Raw genomic sequence first — 16,987 nt, 5'->3', positions numbered from 1 at the left:
CGATCATCAACACAGCCGCCTCAGCGGCATGACACCGACACTGTCACCCGATCGTGCAGCAGTCCCGGGGAACCCGCCGTCGGGGTCGCTCTCTAAGTCGGGTTCTGTGAGGTTAGGGAAGGGCGCGCCAACCATCTCTGCTATTTCCTCCTCAGCGTGCAGACTTCGGTCGGTCCGCTCTAGAGCAATGACTCACCGATCGTTGAACCGGCGCCCTGGCGAACAGTCGATGGGTGGGTGTCTACCTGGTGCTGTCCGTAGCGCGCAGGATGCTCTCGGCCAGCGTCCACAGTTCGGTCTCGGACACAGATCCGGGCTGATACTTGACCTTGATGAACAACGTGTCGGCGGTTAGTGCCCACTCATCCAGGTCGTCATGCGAGGCTGCGACGAAGGAGTGATGGCCAAATGAGGCACGACGATCGCTGGGAACTGGTGTGTAGGTATACGCAGGACTTGGGTATAGCTCCGCATCAGTACGCGCCGTGTCGGCGGTGACTGGGCTTTCCCGGGTGCTGACGAGGATGCTGGCTCTTACATCGTTGGAAGTGGTTGAGGGGGTGTACATCGTCGTGAAGAATCGGGCGGGTTCGGGCTCCTCCAGGAGCACCGGATGCAAGCCGTCCAACGCGGCGGGTAACGCCTCATCGAGCGTGCCGGGCCGCCGTAGTGCGGTCAGGTCGGCGCCACTGGGTGGCGAAGTTGTCTCTGACACCGAAGCTCCGTTGAGTGAGGAAACGCTGGGGCTATCGTCGTCGCTAGTGCAGGCGACAGCGCAGAAGCATAGCGCGAGAGCGATCACAGCGGCAGTCATTGTTCGGGCTCGCGTTATGACGTGCATCGGTGGTCCCCTGAGCCGGTCGGATAGGCTGTGATGATGTCTCCATTGGAGTCTTTGACGATGACGTGGCTCCAGAAGAACTTGCCCGTCACCTCTCCGTTGCGCTTGTCATACATCCAGATTTTGCGCGCATAGCAAGTCTTGCCGTCTCGTTGCGAGGTGGCTTCTGGGTGTCGCAACGTGGCCTCAATGGTGTAGTCCATGAGGTCCATCCACTTGTCACCAGTGATCATTGCCTTGTTCGCCCAGTCATCCATATGACGACCCTTGATGTGTTCGAATCCGTACTCACGATTGCCGCACACCATGAATGCCCGCCGATCCCCGGCAACGTCGTACTCGCCGATGGTCTTCCGCTCGGCAGACGATCCGCATGCGCGGTACGGAGGCAAACCGCTGTTATCAGCGTTACGGCGCAAACTCTCCACAGCGTCACCGAGCGAAGCTGTCGGTGCGGTAGGCACCGCGGTGTTGGAGACCGGAGGTTGAACAGTCCGCGTTTCCGGAACCGGAACGATGGGTGTACGACCTGGTGGCGGAATGTCGGTAGGGGCGTGGGCGGTCATGTTCGGCCCAGTGCCAGGGGTGGTGGGCGTAGTCGCGCCCGGCAGGCTGGGAGCCACCACTGAAGGTGTGGTGGGAGTGTTCTCAGGCGTAGCTTGAGGGTCACGGCAGACGTAAGGCACCGGGGGTGGGGGGGCGTCGTTGGGACTCTTACCGGGGTTGCTTGCAGCCCAACCCTGCTTCCAGGCGTTGTTGTACGCGTTGGTCTCGCGCTCGCAACGCTCTGCTGGTGTCTCGGCGTAGGCAACGCCCTGGCCTACTGCTAGGGAGGCGAGCGCGCAGAGAGTCGCGAGAAGCGTCACCACTGTGACCGCCAGGCCCGCCATCTGAGATCGACTGCGTGTGTAAAAGACTGAAACTTCCTTCTGGACGCGCATGTCTCAGAGCCACGTGCGGCTAGAGAAGATATTGATGGTGTCGTCGGCTGTCGGGGAAGACACTGACAGACGTGCGATGATCCGCACGGTCGTGGGTCCCAGGCATCCATCGACCCCAACACGCACCCGCTTAGCGCGGATCGAGGCCCGATCGGTCTGTAGGGTCTTCTTGCCAAGCGAGATCTCGTTGATTCGTCCGGGTCGGATCTTAGTCGAGATTGATGGGCTCACCGACGCGCTTGCGCCGAGGTTCCCCGCCGGGATGCCGCTGATCGTCACGCCGACGCTAGGGCCGAAGCTAGTAGCAAGACCGAGGGTTGCGCCGTCAGAAACGTCGATCTGGCAACCAATAACGAGAAACTGCTCCAGAACCGCCGACTGAATCGGCTGGCGTCCCTTGCCGGTAATCGAGGCATCCACTTTGGAGGAGATCCAACCCTCGCGCGACGTTGCTACGTTGGCAATATTGGACATGGGATTGACAACCAGCTCAGTAGCTTTGAGCGTTACCGTCCACCCATCATCGGTGACCAGCCGATCGTACTTCGACGACAGTGGCGTCGGCGTAGCGTCAGCTGCACCCGCCGCGGCTGCCAAGGAGCCTATAGCCACCAACGCCGCAATGATCCGGAACCCGACCCGATTCGACACGCAGAATCCTCGCCCTCATCCCCGGATTGGCCGGGGAGCCTGGCGATGTCAGCGGTAGCACGCCCAATAGGGCGATGTCCCCCGACACCGCTACGTAGACAATTCACAAGAATGAAGCGGTCGCAACTATGGCACAGGAGGTTTAAAGGCGACAAATCCCAAGCCTGGATTCGTCCGAACGGGGGAAAGGTGCCGCACGGTCGTACCTATTGACCACTGTCGTACCTGTCGACCGTCCTTCGAGGTGAGTCGTCGCCCTATCGCAGAGGGACGTCGACACTCTTGCTGCGTGGGTACGCACGATCGCGGTCAGATTTCACTGAGCTAACCGAGCAATCCACCCGGTCTGTGCGGCCGTTGAGCCGCGCCCTCAGGTGATTGCTTCGCGTGCCGCCGACATCCTGGCCACCGAGCCCAGCTCGGCCGACGCCGTCGCAGAGGCTACGGCCGAGCTGCCCAGCTATGTCGCCGACGTGACCAGATGGGACCTCGTGGCCGCCGTGGAGAAGGCCGCCGACAGCATTGCGCGTAGCCGCCACCCGCTGCTCGGCGATGTTCTCGGACCGGGTCCGGTGCCGTGGGAATGCTGGCAGTGCGAGCTCGTCGAGCCGTGGCCAATCCTCGCCGACGCTGCAGCCCGTCTCGGTTCGGCGCTGCCGTCCCGGCACCCGAATGCCGGACACTGGGCGGTGACGACCGACTGAACGAAGACTGCGGGTGGACGAAGAACGCCCACCCGCAGTGATCGGTTCAGCGCAGCCGAGCTGACTGTCAGGGCCAGGTGAAGTTGCCTGTGCCGCCGACGATGACGTCCTGGCCGTCGACACCGAAGTCGTAGGTCGTCAGCCCGTCGTCGCCGTGCTGCAGCTCGATCGGGGCGGCCGAGGCCAGCCCGCCGCCCAGCAGCGACAGCGCACCGGCCGCGGCGACGGCCGCCACGGTGGAACCGATCGTCTTACGTACTCGCATCTGAGTGTTCCTTTCGTCATGCCAGCCACTCGACTGGACTTCGGTGTTCTGCACGTCTGCGGTCGCAGACCGTGCGCGGCGCACCGCCGGTGGTGCGTCCACAGATGGGTTGCCCTCGGGGTGGTGAAATGTTCCTGCCGGGCAGCACATTCCGGCCGATTGGTTTACAGGTAGACGACGCGGCCGTAGACGGCGTTGCCGTCGTTGGCTTTCGGGGTGCTGGTCTTGAGGATGGCGTAGGAGCGGACCGCGACCGGGCCGGCGCATCCGTCGATGCTGATGTGGCCTTCGCGGGTGGTGGTCGACGCACGTCCGGCGCCGACGGCCTTCTTGTCGAAGGCGATGGTGGTGATCTTGCCCGGTGACATCGTCACCGACAGGCTCGGTTGCAGCAGTGCCTGCGGACTGATCGACAGGTTGCCGCTGGGTCCGGTCGCGCTGACGCCGCCGCCGCCGCTACTGCCGATGCCCAGGCTCGCCCCGACGCTGCCGGTCACCGATTCCAGCTGCACCGCGCATCCGATCATGTACCCGGCCTCGAGTTCACCGGTGATCGGCGACCCGGCCTGCCCGGCCGGTGGCGCCAGCGTGGACACCGCCCGCATCGACATGAACGCTTCCCGCGACGTCGGCACCGAGGACAGCGGGGCGACTTTCTGCACTTTCTCGTGGGTGGAGGCGATCGAGGCCTTCCAGCCGTCGTCGGTGACCCAGCTGCGCTGATGCCCCGGCTGGGCCTCGGCGGTACCGGCGGCGAACCCGCTCGCGACGGCGCCCATCGACACGGCGGCAACGGCAATGGTCATGGCGGTCTTGTTCATCGGTGTGTCCTCTGGTCCTGTCGCAGCGAATCGCCGCGCCCTTGCTGGCAGTCCCGCCTCGGTTCATCGGGGCGAGAAATGTGCTCTGCGTGAGCAACTGAGGATTGGTTGCGGTGCGGCACAGAGAATGTTCCCGACTGCACGACTCCTGTTGACGCCAACCAGCTGGGCGGGTGTGTCGTCAGCGTGACCGCCGCCCGTTCGGCCCTAGGGTGTCGGCTGGGGCAGCCGCTGGAAGAGCGTGCTGTGGGGGTCGACAGTAACGAGGAGTGGTTGTGGAGCTGGAGCACGTGCAGTACGAACACCGGACGGCTGATTTCATCGCTCTCACTGGCGCATTCGCATCATTCGAGCCAGAGCATTATCAGAGCTGGTACACCGGCCAGCATCGGTTGAGTATCGGCATTCAGGACACCAAGGAGTACACGCTCAGCTACGAACCTGGTAAGCCGGGGTTCGACCCGCCGCGGCTTCCCGAGTTGACGTTCCTGATCCCTAATGCGCCGGCCCCGGTGGTCGTCGACCTCATCACTCACGACGCTGAGCCGACCCTGTTGGATGCTGCCGACGGCTGGGTCCATGTCGAGCAAGGTGGCGCCGAATTCGGCTACCTGCCTGTGACGATGCAGCCTCTGGTGTGGTCGTCGCCGAGCGAACACGAGCGCATCAAGCCTCTGGTGCAGACGATTTTTGGTCCTTGGAACATGGTTCGCGTGTCCTGCCGGGACCGGCGACCCTCCGATCCCGCCGTGCAGGTGCGTGTCGACATCTGGCAGATCCCCGGGCCGGCCGGCCTCGAGGTCATCCGCTACACGCCGACCGGCCGCAACACTCCGGCCGCGTCACACGCCCCGGCCCAGCCCGCCGAGGTGCGAGAGCGCATCGACGCCGCCGTGGCGGCCGACTCTGCGACCTCGGTGTCTGGGCCGCTCGACGCCGACCATTTGGCCAACCTGTCGCTGTTGATTCGTGGTGATTTCAGCGATCCCGAGGCGTGGACGATGGTGGTGAATGCGGCGCTGGCTCCCGATCCTGTCGATGGGTTCTCTGCCGATCTCACCCTGGTCGATGACCCCACCTACGACAACATCACCGTCGACGAGCTGGCGCACGCGATCGGGGAGCCGCCGCCGTTCTACGTGTTCCTGTGCGATACCCAGACTCTGTCCGACCCCGACCACCCGATCCTGGCCATCAATCTCGACGGCGAGGACACTTCGAATCGGAGCGTGCGGGTCGTGCCCGCTGCGATGTGGTCGATCGAGAACAACCTCGCGCTGGCCAACATGGACTTCGCCGAGTTCGTCGGCGCCGCCGACGCCGACGGCATCTTCCGCGGATTCTGACGTCGAGGCCGTCAAGCCCATACACAGCGATGCCCGACCCCCAGCTGAGGGTCGGGCATCGCTGTGGTTGACCTCGGGCGGGGGTCAGACGAGGGCGTCGCTGTCGTGGCCGCCGGGGGTGGTGTCTTCGGGGGAGTCCGGGGTGTCGCTGTAGGTGCCGGTCTCGTCGCTGTAGAGGTCGAGTTCGCCGTCACCGTCGGTGTCCTGGCCGTAGACATCGGCCTGGCCGTCGAAGTCGGTGTCGAGCGCGACAGCGTCGAATTGCCCGTCGCGGTCAGTGTCGACAGCGACGGCGTCGATGGCCCCGTCGGCGTTGGTGTCGACGAGCAGGGTGTCGGGTGCGCCGTCGCGGTCGGTGTCGGTCAGCACGGTGTCGGGTGCGCCGTCGGCGTCGGTGTCGAGGGTCTGGGTGACCAGTTGCCCGTCTTCGTAGGAATCGACCTGGGTGAGGCCGCCGTCGGCGTTGAGGTGGGCGACCTCGTCAACCACGCCGTCGCTGTCGAGGTCGCTGGCGATGACCGCGCCGCCGTCGGCGGTCGGTGCCGCCGCGGTGTCGATCTGGCCGTCACCATCGGTGTCGGCCTCGACCAGGACCACCTCACCGGCTTCGTCGTAGTGCACGTCGATGGCGTTGCCGGCGTCGTCGGTGGTGTGCACCACCTCGCCGGCCGGGCCGTCGGCGGCTTCCGGGGCGGGCGCGGGCGCATCGGCGGGGGCAGCGTCGGGGTTGTAGGGCTCGTCGGGGCTGATGATGGGGGCGTCGCTGCTGGGGGTACCGGACATGGTGGGTCCTCTTTCGAACTCGGTCTGTGAGCGTGTCGGGAATCTGTTGCCACCAGGAATGAGGAATGTTCCCGCCCACGATCGCCGCGACCCCGAATCCGCGTCTATCTGGCGAGGAGGATTACATCACAGCTGTCGGGACCGGGTCGGGAACACCAGGGGTGGGCCGTAACATCTCACCTGGTGACCGGGCCGACGGCGACCTTCGTCGGCGACCACCTCACCAGAAACGGAGGTCAACACATGCAGGAGGACGAACCGTCGCCGGTTCTGGCGTCACTCGGCATCGACCCCGCCACCCTCGCCGCCGACCTGCCGCCGGGAGTGTGGGACAACGCGTTGCAGGCCGCCTTCGACCCCGACGCCGTCGCCGACCCCGACACCGTCCCCGACATGGACGACACCCCGCCGGCCGATCCCGATGAGGACATCGACCTGGGCGACGACGACCCCGACGGCCCGCCCGAGGCGCCGGCTGATCCGCCGGTCGCTCAGGCCGCCCAAGACGCCTCCGAGGAGGGACAGCTCCCGCCCGCCGAGGAGGGCAGCGCGAGTGTCGACCTCGCCGACGCCGGTGTCGAGGACCCGCACCCCGGTGCCCACGACACGCACGACGACATCTGAGAATCGGGTTGGGGGAGTTGATGGACGAAGCACGTCTGCTGCTGCAAGCACGTAACGGCGACCAGCACGCCTTCGCCGAGCTCGTCGGCGCTCACCGCACGCACGTGTGGGCGGTGTGCCTCAATATCTGTTCCAACCCCCACGACGCGGAGGACGCCCTGCAGAACACCCTTGTCGCGGCGTGGCAGAACCTGCACAAGTTCCGCGGTGAGTCGAAGTTCAGCACCTGGTTGCACCGGGTGGCCGCGAACAACGCCTTGATGGTCGTGCGGCGCCGCAAAGCCAACACCACCATCACCGACTTCACCGACCCTGACCAGCCGATCCAACTCGTCGACGACACCCACCAGTCAGCGTTTGATGACCAGATCGCGCTGCGCGACGCGGTACGCGACGCTCTGGCACAACTGCCCGAGGATTTCCGAGAAGCCGTGGTGCTGCGCGAATTTGGCGATCTCACCTACGCCGACATCGCCGCCCACCAGGGCGTTGGTGTTCAGACCGTCAAATCCCGATTGAACCGAGCCCGCACCCAACTCGCCGAGCTGCTACGCGACACCGCCGCAGCGACAGGCCAGTAGCGTCGAACGAGACATCGATCAGCGAGATTGGTCGTTGAGGAGGGCTGACGGTAGATCGGTCAGGCGTGGCGCGTTCGGGTTTCGGCGGAACAGTTCCGAGGTTCGGGGGTTGGTAGCGACCTGGTGCTGCTGCCGCTCGCGAATCTCGGTAGAGACCAGCCCGATGCGCTGTTCGATGCCGTGGCGCTGTTTGTACTCGCGGGCGGTCAGGTCGTGGGTTTCCAGATGGGTGCGGGTCAGTGCACGGAAGCGCTCACCGCATTCATGGCAGGCGATTGTCTCGCCGTCGTCGTCGAGGTGTCCCCACCAGCCATGTCCTGACCGGCGAGGAGTCGGCGTGGTGGAGGAATCGACGCCTGCGGGGTCGAGTAGCACGCGCTCGCGTCGCCGCTGGATCGCGTGCGCGTAGCAGCGGTCTTGTTCCACCGCCCACCATTCGCATTCGGGCACAACACATTTACGCGCTTGTCCGTTGCGTTCCAACATCTGAACCAACACGGTGGACAGATCGTCTCCGGCTCGGCCGGCGATGGTGTCGAGGGCGGCCGACAGCGCAGTAGCCACGATGTGCTGTACCCGCTCGGCGGTGAAGCGCCGCTGCCACATCCCGCCCCAGATGGTGGCCGCCAACAGGTCGTCGGAGACACCCGCGGTGCGGTAGACCCGGTCGAGGATGGCGCGCGCATCGCAGACCACCGTGCGCAGGCGGGCGCCGCAGGCAGCGATCGCCGCCACGATTGCGTCGCGATCGGGGCGGCCGGCGGCAGCGATGGCGATGTCGGCGAAGTAGCCGGCGAGGTCATCGACGAGCCGACCATGGCTGTCTTGGCCCAGGTCGCGGATAGCCGCGGCCGGGGTGAACACCGGCAGGCCGTCAACAATGTCGACGTCGTCCCACGACAACGCCGTGGAGCGGCCCAGATATCGGGCGGTCGTGGTCGTACGTGAGCCGTTTCTGCGCTCCTTGGTGATCGCGAGCTGCGGCAGTCCCTTACCGGGCTGTCCGAGGCCATGGATGGCCACGGCGGTTGTGCCGGTGATCACACAGTCAGGGCGGGGCGCCGCTAGCCGTTGAGCAGGGGTCGAATCCCGTACGGCCGCTACCCAGGCCAGCTGCGCGGCGACGAGGACGCCCTCACCGGGACGGTCGGCTTCGCGCATCACTCCGTTGGCGACGGGGACCACTAGGCGCGCGTTGCGCAGCTTCTTGTGATCGCTGCGGGTCACGCCCTGCTGCTGGAGCTGGGCGCTGGTGATCAGGCCCCACTGGGCCGTCCGCAGCGACGCGGTATCGGCCCATTTGCGAGCAAGCAGCGGGGGCAGGGGAGACGACGGGGCGTCCAGGCGGACACCGGTGGCCGCGATCGCGGCGACGATGGCGGCGCGATCGGGCCGGCCGGCCGCGGCCCCGACGATGGCAGTGAAGTAGTCGGCCAGGTCGTCGGTGAACCGGGCGCCACCGTGTGCGGCGAGATCGCGGATCGCCGCGGCTGGGGTGAAGACTGGCAGTCCGTCGAGGACTGCCACGTCATCCCACGACAGTTCTGCTCGTCGAGGAACGATCGCGTAGGTGGCGGTTTGCCGGTGCTGGAAGCGCCCGGTGACTGCCAGCTGCGGCAGCGTCTCGACTGGGGGATCGGCGAGTCCATGCAGGGCCAGCGCGGTGTACGCGGTGACCACATAGTCTGGTCGCTCGGCCGAAAGCCGTTCCTTCGGAGTTGAATCCGGTGCTGCCGACACCCAGGCCAGCTGGGCTGCGGCAAGCAGGTCGTCCGACGGCGGGCGGGGTTCACGCATTACACCTCTGGCCACCGACACCAGCAATCCGTTGCGCCGGAGCAGAAGCTGACTCGACCCGGCCACGCCGAGGCGCTGGAGTTGGGCGCTGGTGATCAGGCCCCACTGCTGGGCACGCAGCGGTGCAGAATCGGCCCATCTCTGAGCCAACACCGACGACTGCGCAACCACCGGGAAAGGATAGGTCACGCCGAGCCGATGACAGATGTCAGCGCCAGCCCTGGACTCAGCAGAACTCGAGAGCAACCAGCTGCCACCGATAGGCGACACGGCCCAGAGTGGATCGGCTGCCCGGCCGCGCGGCGGCACGTATCCGACATGGTCTTCGCTCGACGCGGGCGGCGAATGGCCGCACCTGGCCGTCCGTGGTGACGGAACCGAAGATCTCGGCGCCGCAGGGGTCACACAGCTGTACATGCAGTCGATGCACCGATGGCCCGATCGAGGACTTCTGGGTCCTATTTGCCGTCGCGGCAACCATCTTCGCGATATGGAAGGCGTCGTGACGGACCAGCACCGCGATCTGGTCCGCGACCGTTGGAGCGACCGTCTCGCCAAGACGAGACGGTCCTCGATGGCGTCCGATCACCTCGCACACCAGCTGCATGACAGCAACCGAGAAACGGTGGGCCTCCCTCGCGGCTGACGACATCGCCAGTGACGCATTGCCCCTGTGCGCGAGCGGGTCTCGCACTCGGACGGTGCCGCTCGGGGCCGCCGCGCGCACGGACGTGTGCGCAGAAGCCGACCGCACTCGGGGGTGCGGCAGGAATATCCCTGTCGGTGACGCGCGAATCAATGGCTGCACGGTGATGAGTTGCAGCAAGGACCCCGCCCGGTTCCCAGCCGGTGTGTGTTCCGTCTCGGCGACCCCGGCGGTATGTGACCGATCGGCGCCGCGGCGATCCGGTGCCTTCCCTTCGCGGTCTCGACCGGTACAGTCCCGCAGCAAGCAAGCAGATCGTGAGCCTCACGACCAGCCCAGGGGGAGACAGAGTTATGGCTAGCCGTCAGCGTTTCGTGGTGCCACTGCTGGTGGCATCGTGGGTCGGCCTCGTAGTAGCCGGATGTTCGGAATCCGATGCCTCCGAAGCCGCGGATACGCGGCCGAAGTTGTCCAAGATCGACATCCCCTACGCCGAACTCAGCGTCACCGTCAATGGCCAACCACTCCCGGGCATCGACCCGGCTGAGTTCATGTGCTACCGACAGAGCGATTCCATCAGCATCACCGGACAGGACCCCACCGACGGGCAGCCCGGGCTCATTGCCGATCTCCAACCAGGCAATCCACCGAAACTCGTGAGGGTGTCGTTCGGACTCGATGGGGTCCTTTACACCGCCAAGCAGGGCAAAGGATCGGGCGAAGACGTCTACGAAGACGGTTCCCGAATTACGGTTCGCGGGACCGCGGAAAGCTGGGATCTTGCCGTACCTATCACTAAGCAATTCGAGTTCTCGGCAACCTGCAACTGACACCGCACAAGCCTTGGATCGCCGGGTCGCCCGCTGTCGTGGGCAGTGATCGACTCCGCGGCCATCACCCAGCTTCCCGGCGGTCAGTGATCAGCTCGACGTAACACCTGAGGAGCTCAGTTCCACCGACGCCGTGGGCCAGGCATGTCCGGCTGATCGGTCTGAGCGGAACATCACGGCAGCCCCAATGCATCAGACCCTCCGAACAGCCAGCCGATCCGCGGCGGCTCCGGACGGTAAGGACTCGCGATGCCAGGCTGCGTTCCCGCGCTACCCACGCAGGGAAAAGTCGACCGCCGATCGACAGGACCGATGTGACAGCGACGTCGAGGCGAGAGCGCGTCTACCGGCGCCTCGCCGCCGACCTCGCCCACGCCGCTTCTTCGCCACACTCGGACGGACACCTCGGCGTAGCCGACATGCGGCGGATGTCCTGTCCCACGTGCGTTCTCGTGGACTGGTTGCGCCATGTCGAGGAGCGATCCGGGTTCACCGACAGCAGCGAGGTCGATCAACTCCGGATCGATCTCTGCCGGTCGTTGGCCAGCACCGGCACCCGCGATTGCGGCGCCGCTGAGGCCGTCATCGACCAGTTCTACCTTCAGCCACCAGTGAGCGCTGAAGTCTTGACCGAAGCGGCGCAAGCGCTGCGGGAGTTGGCATCTCGCGACCATCACGTCGAACTATCGAGGCTCGCAGCAGACCGCGCACTGGGCGCCTGTCGATCGGGGATCCTCGAGTGCCTGACCGAGCATGGCCAGCAGCAGGATGTGCATCTCGTTGCCGACCAAATCAGCGATCCCAGCGTGCGGGCGACAGCGATAGCCTGCCTCCGACGGTTCCGTCCGACCCCAGTCCATCTCATCGGCACGGTCGAGGCCTACCTCTACGACCCCGACAGCGCTGTCCGCGAGGCAGCATCCCGGACCGTGGCAGTCCTCTACGCCGCAGTGTTCGCGGCGAACAGCGGTGCAATCTGAGTCCCCGGGCACCGTCGCGGGGCCCGTGTCGCGCGGTCCGGCAGGCCGGATCGCCACGCCCTCTTTATAGGTCGCGTGACGATCCAGTGCGGGGCGAAGATCTGCGGTGTCGGTCCATCGCTGCATCAGCGGACAGAGCGGCGGGCCGCGAGGGGCGAAGACGTCACGAGTCAGTCCTGGTCGAAATAGGTCTCCATCGCCTCGATCATTCGATCCTCGTAGGCCTCCTGGTTGATGAAACGCGCCTCGAAACCCTCTTCGGTGTAGCTGCCCTGGGCGGCCTGCTCCCCGAGGGCGATGATGCGTGCGGTGCGCTCGTCGTCGTCGAGAAGGGATTCGAGCTTCTCGCGCAGACGTTGGAGAGCGTGCTCTTCGGAATCCGCTGTCACAGACCATTTTTCTCCGCCATAACGGCCCGTCCAGACACCGTTGTCGTCCTCGGTGAGGATGGCACGTTGGGTCACGTGCAACCGTGGTCGCGCATCCACCGATTCACCTCCCGCGGTGGGAACGGCGGGGGTGCGTACGGTTCCGGACTTCCCTTCCGGTCACACCCCCGCCTACCCGTACAAAACTACACGACCATCGAACAACCATTCGAGTCATCGAGTTAGACTGATGGCATGTTCGACCACTGGCCCGACTCCCGAACGCTGCGCGTGTTCGATCCACCGAGGCCCGTGCTGATCGACATGGCGATCGCTGACCCGTCCTGCGGACGGTCGTATGCCGCCGGTGGGGGAGTGTCGCTGCGGGTGCGTGCCTCCGGTGCCCGTATCGAGCCGACCATGCCGGCGCTTCTTTTGGCGTGGTTGCAGGTCTCAAATGGCTTGTGGCGCGGGGTTTGTCAGATGCCGGTCGAAAGCGCTAACCATGTCTCGTCGGCCGTCATCACGATGTGGGTGCCGCCCGAGGCGCTGCAACCGCGAGAGGACGCCGCCGAGCGATGACCGAGAACAACGATGCCGGGGCCGGGCCCACCAATCGCGTCGCATCCACACGCGGCCGCGTCGCGATAGGCGAGTTGACGTTGATCGTGCGGCCGCCCGGTAGGCCGGCCGGTGTTCGGGTCTACACCGACGACGAAGCCACCGAGGCCCAGGCGTACGCCGATGAGGTCGGCGGACAGGTCGAACGACTCGGAGAAGCCACGAGCTGACTCCGCTGGCGCTGCGCTGCCGCCCTCCCCGGCGGGTCGGTTGCCACAGGGCCATCGTGGTTGCGTTGTGCGGGTGGGTGAGTCGACGTCCGAGTAGTCAGGGCTGGGTGTCGTGTTCGGGCCAGATCACCTCGTCCGGGGTTTTGTCGGTGCGCAAGCCTTTCCACGAGGGATGTCGCAGCCGGCGGGTGAGTTCGCGGTACTCGATGGTGCCGATCAACACCGGTCGCACCCACCGCACGTTTGTGATCCTGGTGGGGGAGTGCTCGGTGGTGAACGGATGCTCGGGCCGCGCTATCGCGGCGAGTTGTTCGGCGATCTCGCGGCGGTGCCGCTGGGTGAACCCGGTACCGACCTCGCCGAGGTAGACCAACTCACCCGAGGGTCGGTAGCCGCCGACCAGCAGCGACCGCACCATGGTCGGGCCGCCGGTCCACCCGCACACGATCACTTCGGCGCTGAGCCGCAATGGGACCTTGACCCAGGCCGGGGATCGCTGCCCCCGCACGTATCTCGACGTTGCTCGCTTGGCGACCACGCCTTCCAGGCCGAACGTCGTCGCGAGTTCGAGCATCGGTTCTGCGGAGCTGTCAGGCCAGTACGGGGTGACCTGCACCGCGCCGGTGCTGGTGAGCGAGGTGTCGAGCAGTTCGCGGCGCTCGAGGTAGGGCAGCGGTGCGACGTCGGAGCCGTCGAGCTCCAGGACGTCGAACAGGTAGAACGCCGCCGGAACGTCGGTGAGGAGCCGCCGGCCCGGCCGCGGGGTGTGCATGCGTCGTTGCAGAAGCGAGAACGACGGCCGCCCGGCGGCGTCGAGGGCCACGATTTCGCCGTCGACCACGACGTCGCGGCCGCCACTGGCGTTCACCAGGGCGGCCGTGATCTCGGGGTAGGTCGAGGTGATCGGGCTGAGGTTGCGGCTCAACAGCGACACCTTCCCGCTGGCGATTCGGGCGACACAGCGCTGGCCATCGAACTTCATCTCCCACGACCAGCCCGAACCCGACGGGGGAGGACCCGCAGTTGCGAGCATCGGCGCCATGGAAGCCATACGTTCCACTGTCCTCGCTCACCGACCGGTCGGGTCTATCCTCAGGCCGTGATCGAACGCGTACGCATCACCGCAGAGACCACCGCGATCAACTACGCCGCCCGATTCGGTTACCCCGGCCGCACCCTCGCCGACTATCTCGACCAGCTCGGCGGATGGGACGGCTACGTCGATGACCCGTTCGGCACCCGGCCGTGGATCTCCCTGCGCGCCTTCGACGGAGCCGACCCCGGCCTGTTCCTCAAACTCATGTTCGCCGTCCCACAGATCCCCGGCGATGACTTCCCGCCCGTCTACGGCGACGAGGTGGTCCTCGCCGAGTACGACCTCCCCGAGGGCACCGTCATCCCGCGGTGACTGCACACACGGCGGTGCTTGTGACGACTGAAGCCGCCGACCCCGAGTGGGGTCGACGGCTTCAGTGCGTTGAGGGACGGTGCCGGTCAGTGCGCCTCTCGGCGAGTGGCCGCACGCAGCGGCGGAAAGGGGTGAGGCCCGGGGCAATGAGCCCGCCACCGTCGCACGAGTCAACGGTGGCCCCACCCGTGGTTATTCCGCGCAGCTGGCCGATCTATTCGGCGAGCTTGGCGACCGCCTGAGCCCAGAGGAAGAACTTGTTGGTGCCCAGGTCACGCACGGTCTTGATGTTGAACGCCGCCTGGAGCTTTTCGGCGTCGCCGTCGCTGACGCCTTGCAGCGCCGCGACCGGCGCATCGGCCAGCTCGGCCAGCGACTTGTCTTCGTATGCCTTGTCGAACTTGTCCGCAATTCCAGCCATGACCACTCCTTGAGAGTTCTCGACGACAGGGTTCGCAACACCCGGGAGGGTGCCGCGACCGCAGCCTAGACCGCCGTCACGACGATCCGAAAGGACCGTCGTGACGGCGTGTGGGATGGCGGGGTGACTATTCGCAGGCGACGCCGTCGCCGTCGCGGTCGAGCTTGCTGCTGTAACCGGGCTGGCCGGCGTAGATCGGGGCCGCGCCCGCGGCGCGGACTGCCGAGCAGTTGGCGTAGTAGACCGACGACGGCGCCTCAGCCGCAGGTGGCGGGGTGTAGGTCGTCGTCGGCGGCGTGTAGGCCGGTTCCGGGAGCGGTGTCGCCGTCGAGGTCCGGGTGTTGGGGATCTGGCGGGTCGTCGGTGCCGGAACCGCGGCGCCGCAGCTACCGAGAACGCGGGTGATGGCGTCCTTCTCGGCCTGGGTCACCCACAGCTGGTAGGCAGCTTTGACCTCGACCTGACGGGCGACGTAGGTGCAGCGGTAGGAACGGTTCGGCGGCAGCCAGGTCGCAGCGTCACCGTCGCCCTTCTGCTGGTTGGTGGGGCCGTCGGTGGCTTGCAGGTTGCGCGGATCGTTGGCTAAGTCCGCTCGCTGAGCCGCGGAGAGCTGCTGGGCACCCTTCTGCCATGCATCCGACAACGCGACGACGTGGTCGATCTGCACCGCCGACGAAGTCTGCTGGCCACGCACGAACGGGATGGTGGTGCCGGTGTAGGGGTCGGCAATGGTCCCGGACTGCACCGCGCAGCCGTTCGAGCCGGGCTTGAGCACGATGTTGGTGAGATCGCGGCGCAGGATGTCGTTGCGGGTGTCGCAGCCGTTGTGGCCGCTGTCGACGTTCACGTCATCGGTCCAGGCCTGCCCGAACAAGGCACGGTCATACCCCGTCTTGGGTGCGCGACCCTTCACCTCGAGCGTGTCCAGCGTCGCCAGTGCTTTGTTCGCGGCCGGTGCCGCCGACACCGTGACGACCGGCGTCGCCGTGGGCAGCGACACCACCTCCGACGCCGTCGCGGCCGACGTCGTCGTCGCAGGCAGGGTCGAGGTGTCAGCGACCCGCTCGGTGGTCGTATCGGTCGTCCCGCACGCCCCCAGCGCCAGGGCCAGCACAGCCGCGCAGCTACCGATCAGAACCCGGGATCGCGTCCTGCGAGGTGACGGGGTGGCCGGCGACTCTGGAGAGGAGACGGCAGGGGGGAGCGGGGGCATAGCCATTGAGCGGGAGAGCCTTTCACACAAGCGGCGACCGGCACGCACTGGCCGATCGAATGTCAACTACCTATAGCAACCCACTCGGACATCGTTACCAAACCGGACAATCCCGTCCCACGTTTGCTTCGGTGCCCCCGGACAGACTCGAACTGACACTGGACGGGCTTTGAATCCGTTGCCTCGGCTCCGCGGGTCGGTCGGATCAGGAACGGCCTCGCGCAGTCCACCGCCAGTCCGGAAACTCGGTTTCGAGGCGGCGGACCCGGCCGGCCGACAGTCGGCCTCGACGGTAGTCGGCGCGACGGTTCGCTGCCCACTGGCCGATCGCGAAGCCGTCGATCACCTCACGCTGGCGGGGGTTGCTGGTGCCGTGCACTACTCGATACCGATGCAGGTGCGCGAGGCCGGCCTCGAACGCGGCGGCCGATGCCGCGTCCTGGGGGTTCCACAGCCAGTCCGCGAACTCGTTGTCGAACAGCGCGATTCGGTCAGCCGACAGTCGGCCCTTGCGGTAGTCGGCGCGACGGTTCGCCGCCCACTGCCCGATCGGAAAACCGTCGATGACGTCGTGCTGGCGTGGGTTGCTGGTGCCGTAGACGGCGACGTAACGGCGCAGGTGTGCGATCCCGGCCGCGAAGGCGGCATCAAGCACGTTCCACCGCCAGCCGGGAAACTCGGTTTCGATGCGGCGGATCCGCTCGGGCGACAACCTGCCCAGCCGGTAGTCGGTGCGTCGGCTGTCGACCCAGCCACCGATCGCGAAGTCGCCGATCGTCGCGTGGCGGGCCGGCGAGCTCGAACCATGCGCGGCGACGTAGCGGTGCAGGTGCGCGATCCCGGCGTCGAACCGCCGCTCGTCCGCATGACGACGGCCAGCGGTCGGGGAGTCGTGCTCGCTGGGCACGGCGTCACCGCCTGCTTTTCGTGGCGGCGGGTCGTACCGTCCACCGCCAGTCCGGGAACTCGGTTTCGA

Annotated in this window: 22 protein-coding genes; 9 read left to right on the top strand and 13 right to left on the bottom strand. The window is 66.3% G+C overall.

The annotated features are described in order from the left end of the window. Positions 1 to 241: 241 nt before the first annotated feature. From AC4JJG_RS21105 to AC4JJG_RS21095, 3 genes are all read right to left on the bottom strand, one after another. A complete protein-coding gene (locus AC4JJG_RS21105; protein ID WP_144066072.1) occupies positions 242 to 715 on the bottom strand; it encodes a hypothetical protein in 474 nt (157 codons plus the stop codon). Between the two features lie 113 nt (positions 716 to 828). Further along, a complete protein-coding gene (locus AC4JJG_RS21100) occupies positions 829 to 1,269 on the bottom strand; it encodes a hypothetical protein (RefSeq protein ID WP_495405836.1) in 441 nt (146 codons plus the stop codon). 516 nt (positions 1,270 to 1,785) lie between these two features. Then, the gene (locus AC4JJG_RS21095; RefSeq protein WP_014928980.1) at positions 1,786 to 2,433 is read right to left on the bottom strand and encodes an MspA family porin; all 648 of its coding nucleotides are present in this window, start codon (positions 2,431 to 2,433) and stop codon (positions 1,786 to 1,788) included. Positions 2,434 to 2,807: 374 nt separating this feature from the next. Between AC4JJG_RS21095 and AC4JJG_RS21090 the strand changes: the two genes are divergently transcribed. Next, positions 2,808 to 3,137 (top strand): hypothetical protein, encoded by a 330-nt coding sequence (locus AC4JJG_RS21090; protein ID WP_044508781.1) that lies wholly within the window; start codon positions 2,808 to 2,810, stop codon positions 3,135 to 3,137. 67 nt (positions 3,138 to 3,204) lie between these two features. On the opposite strand, the gene AC4JJG_RS21085 is transcribed toward AC4JJG_RS21090, so the two are convergent. Both AC4JJG_RS21085 and AC4JJG_RS21080 read right to left on the bottom strand, forming a co-directional pair. Further along, positions 3,205 to 3,402, bottom strand: coding sequence for a hypothetical protein (locus AC4JJG_RS21085; protein ID WP_044508779.1), 198 nt, complete (start codon positions 3,400 to 3,402; stop codon positions 3,205 to 3,207). A gap of 164 nt (positions 3,403 to 3,566) precedes the next feature. Beyond that, positions 3,567 to 4,223 carry an MspA family porin gene (locus AC4JJG_RS21080; RefSeq protein ID WP_495405835.1) on the bottom strand — a complete coding sequence of 219 codons (657 nt, stop codon included), beginning with the start codon at positions 4,221 to 4,223 and terminating at the stop codon, positions 3,567 to 3,569. A 275-nt stretch (positions 4,224 to 4,498) separates the two neighbouring features. On the opposite strand from AC4JJG_RS21080, the gene AC4JJG_RS21075 reads away from it, so the two are divergent. Next, a complete protein-coding gene (locus AC4JJG_RS21075) occupies positions 4,499 to 5,569 on the top strand; it encodes a DUF6924 domain-containing protein (RefSeq protein ID WP_049942646.1) in 1,071 nt (356 codons plus the stop codon). Positions 5,570 to 5,653: 84 nt separating this feature from the next. Here the strand turns inward: AC4JJG_RS21075 and AC4JJG_RS21070 are convergent, their stop codons facing one another. Further along, positions 5,654 to 6,352, bottom strand: coding sequence for a hypothetical protein (locus tag AC4JJG_RS21070; protein WP_014928977.1), 699 nt, complete (start codon positions 6,350 to 6,352; stop codon positions 5,654 to 5,656). A 183-nt stretch (positions 6,353 to 6,535) separates the two neighbouring features. Here AC4JJG_RS21070 and AC4JJG_RS21065 point away from each other — a divergent pair, with 183 nt between their 5' ends. Both AC4JJG_RS21065 and AC4JJG_RS21060 read left to right on the top strand, forming a co-directional pair. Then, positions 6,536 to 6,976, top strand: coding sequence for a hypothetical protein (locus AC4JJG_RS21065; protein ID WP_049942645.1), 441 nt, complete (start codon positions 6,536 to 6,538; stop codon positions 6,974 to 6,976). A 20-nt stretch (positions 6,977 to 6,996) separates the two neighbouring features. Next, positions 6,997 to 7,557: an RNA polymerase sigma factor gene (locus AC4JJG_RS21060; protein ID WP_014928975.1), complete on the top strand. Its 561-nt coding sequence runs from the start codon at positions 6,997 to 6,999 to the stop codon at positions 7,555 to 7,557. 18 nt (positions 7,558 to 7,575) lie between these two features. On the opposite strand, the gene AC4JJG_RS21055 is transcribed toward AC4JJG_RS21060, so the two are convergent. Continuing rightward, on the bottom strand, positions 7,576 to 9,525 hold the full coding sequence (locus AC4JJG_RS21055) for a MucR family transcriptional regulator (RefSeq protein WP_495405834.1): 1,950 nt from the start codon (positions 9,523 to 9,525) through the stop codon (positions 7,576 to 7,578). A 55-nt stretch (positions 9,526 to 9,580) separates the two neighbouring features. Beyond that, on the bottom strand, positions 9,581 to 10,006 hold the full coding sequence (locus AC4JJG_RS21050) for an Rv3235 family protein (RefSeq protein ID WP_425269086.1): 426 nt from the start codon (positions 10,004 to 10,006) through the stop codon (positions 9,581 to 9,583). A gap of 347 nt (positions 10,007 to 10,353) precedes the next feature. On the opposite strand from AC4JJG_RS21050, the gene AC4JJG_RS21045 reads away from it, so the two are divergent. Beyond that, positions 10,354 to 10,830, top strand: coding sequence for a lipoprotein LpqH (locus AC4JJG_RS21045; protein ID WP_014928973.1), 477 nt, complete (start codon positions 10,354 to 10,356; stop codon positions 10,828 to 10,830). Between the two features lie 452 nt (positions 10,831 to 11,282). Next, the gene (locus AC4JJG_RS21040) at positions 11,283 to 11,810 is read left to right on the top strand and encodes a hypothetical protein (RefSeq protein ID WP_144066032.1); all 528 of its coding nucleotides are present in this window, start codon (positions 11,283 to 11,285) and stop codon (positions 11,808 to 11,810) included. A 170-nt stretch (positions 11,811 to 11,980) separates the two neighbouring features. Here the strand turns inward: AC4JJG_RS21040 and AC4JJG_RS21035 are convergent, their stop codons facing one another. After that, entirely contained in the window at positions 11,981 to 12,274 is a 294-nt protein-coding gene (locus AC4JJG_RS21035) for a hypothetical protein (protein WP_238554185.1), read from the bottom strand. 159 nt (positions 12,275 to 12,433) lie between these two features. On the opposite strand from AC4JJG_RS21035, the gene AC4JJG_RS21030 reads away from it, so the two are divergent. Together AC4JJG_RS21030 and AC4JJG_RS21025 are read left to right on the top strand one after the other, a co-directional pair. Beyond that, positions 12,434 to 12,760: a hypothetical protein gene (locus AC4JJG_RS21030; protein WP_014928971.1), complete on the top strand. Its 327-nt coding sequence runs from the start codon at positions 12,434 to 12,436 to the stop codon at positions 12,758 to 12,760. Next, positions 12,757 to 12,969: a hypothetical protein gene (locus AC4JJG_RS21025; RefSeq protein ID WP_044508773.1), complete on the top strand. Its 213-nt coding sequence runs from the start codon at positions 12,757 to 12,759 to the stop codon at positions 12,967 to 12,969. The genes AC4JJG_RS21030 and AC4JJG_RS21025 overlap by 4 nt, the downstream gene beginning before the upstream one ends. Before the next feature lie 97 nt (positions 12,970 to 13,066). On the opposite strand, the gene ligD is transcribed toward AC4JJG_RS21025, so the two are convergent. Beyond that, positions 13,067 to 14,020: a non-homologous end-joining DNA ligase gene (ligD, locus tag AC4JJG_RS21020; protein ID WP_044508770.1), complete on the bottom strand. Its 954-nt coding sequence runs from the start codon at positions 14,018 to 14,020 to the stop codon at positions 13,067 to 13,069. A 48-nt stretch (positions 14,021 to 14,068) separates the two neighbouring features. Between ligD and AC4JJG_RS21015 the strand changes: the two genes are divergently transcribed. Beyond that, positions 14,069 to 14,377: a hypothetical protein gene (locus AC4JJG_RS21015; protein WP_044508768.1), complete on the top strand. Its 309-nt coding sequence runs from the start codon at positions 14,069 to 14,071 to the stop codon at positions 14,375 to 14,377. A 214-nt stretch (positions 14,378 to 14,591) separates the two neighbouring features. Here AC4JJG_RS21015 and AC4JJG_RS21010 read toward each other — a convergent pair whose 3' ends face one another. The 3 genes from AC4JJG_RS21010 to AC4JJG_RS21000 all read right to left on the bottom strand — a co-directional run bounded on the left by AC4JJG_RS21010 (position 14,592) and on the right by AC4JJG_RS21000 (position 16,918). After that, positions 14,592 to 14,798 carry a hypothetical protein gene (locus AC4JJG_RS21010; protein ID WP_044508856.1) on the bottom strand — a complete coding sequence of 69 codons (207 nt, stop codon included), beginning with the start codon at positions 14,796 to 14,798 and terminating at the stop codon, positions 14,592 to 14,594. A 127-nt stretch (positions 14,799 to 14,925) separates the two neighbouring features. Beyond that, positions 14,926 to 16,011, bottom strand: coding sequence for a GmrSD restriction endonuclease domain-containing protein (locus AC4JJG_RS21005; protein WP_495405838.1), 1,086 nt, complete (start codon positions 16,009 to 16,011; stop codon positions 14,926 to 14,928). Positions 16,012 to 16,216: 205 nt separating this feature from the next. Next, positions 16,217 to 16,918, bottom strand: coding sequence for a helicase associated domain-containing protein (locus tag AC4JJG_RS21000; RefSeq protein WP_495405837.1), 702 nt, complete (start codon positions 16,916 to 16,918; stop codon positions 16,217 to 16,219). Positions 16,919 to 16,987 lie beyond the last annotated feature (69 nt).

It is taken from the genome of Gordonia sp. B8661-1, assembly GCF_059427765.1.
The sequence above is the reverse complement of the archived record's forward strand: the minus strand, read 5'-3'. Positions and strand labels throughout refer to the sequence as shown.

Bases quoted from the DNA above. Each gene is read 5' to 3' on its own strand.
- AC4JJG_RS21085 (WP_044508779.1), bottom strand. From the start codon at position 3,402: ATGCGAGTACGTAAGACGATCGGTTCCACCGTGGCGGCCGTCGCCGCG.
- AC4JJG_RS21080 (WP_495405835.1), bottom strand. From the start codon at position 4,223: ATGAACAAGACCGCCATGACCATTGCCGTTGCCGCCGTGTCGATGGGC.
- AC4JJG_RS21070 (WP_014928977.1), bottom strand. From the start codon at position 6,352: ATGTCCGGTACCCCCAGCAGCGACGCCCCCATCATCAGCCCCGACGAG.
- AC4JJG_RS21060 (WP_014928975.1), top strand. From the start codon at position 6,997: ATGGACGAAGCACGTCTGCTGCTGCAAGCACGTAACGGCGACCAGCAC.
- AC4JJG_RS21050 (WP_425269086.1), bottom strand. From the start codon at position 10,006: ATGTCGTCAGCCGCGAGGGAGGCCCACCGTTTCTCGGTTGCTGTCATG.
- AC4JJG_RS21045 (WP_014928973.1), top strand. From the start codon at position 10,354: ATGGCTAGCCGTCAGCGTTTCGTGGTGCCACTGCTGGTGGCATCGTGG.
- AC4JJG_RS21030 (WP_014928971.1), top strand. From the start codon at position 12,434: ATGTTCGACCACTGGCCCGACTCCCGAACGCTGCGCGTGTTCGATCCA.
- AC4JJG_RS21025 (WP_044508773.1), top strand. From the start codon at position 12,757: ATGACCGAGAACAACGATGCCGGGGCCGGGCCCACCAATCGCGTCGCA.
- ligD (WP_044508770.1), bottom strand. From the start codon at position 14,020: ATGGCTTCCATGGCGCCGATGCTCGCAACTGCGGGTCCTCCCCCGTCG.
- AC4JJG_RS21010 (WP_044508856.1), bottom strand. From the start codon at position 14,798: ATGGCTGGAATTGCGGACAAGTTCGACAAGGCATACGAAGACAAGTCG.
- AC4JJG_RS21005 (WP_495405838.1), bottom strand. From the start codon at position 16,011: ATGCCCCCGCTCCCCCCTGCCGTCTCCTCTCCAGAGTCGCCGGCCACC.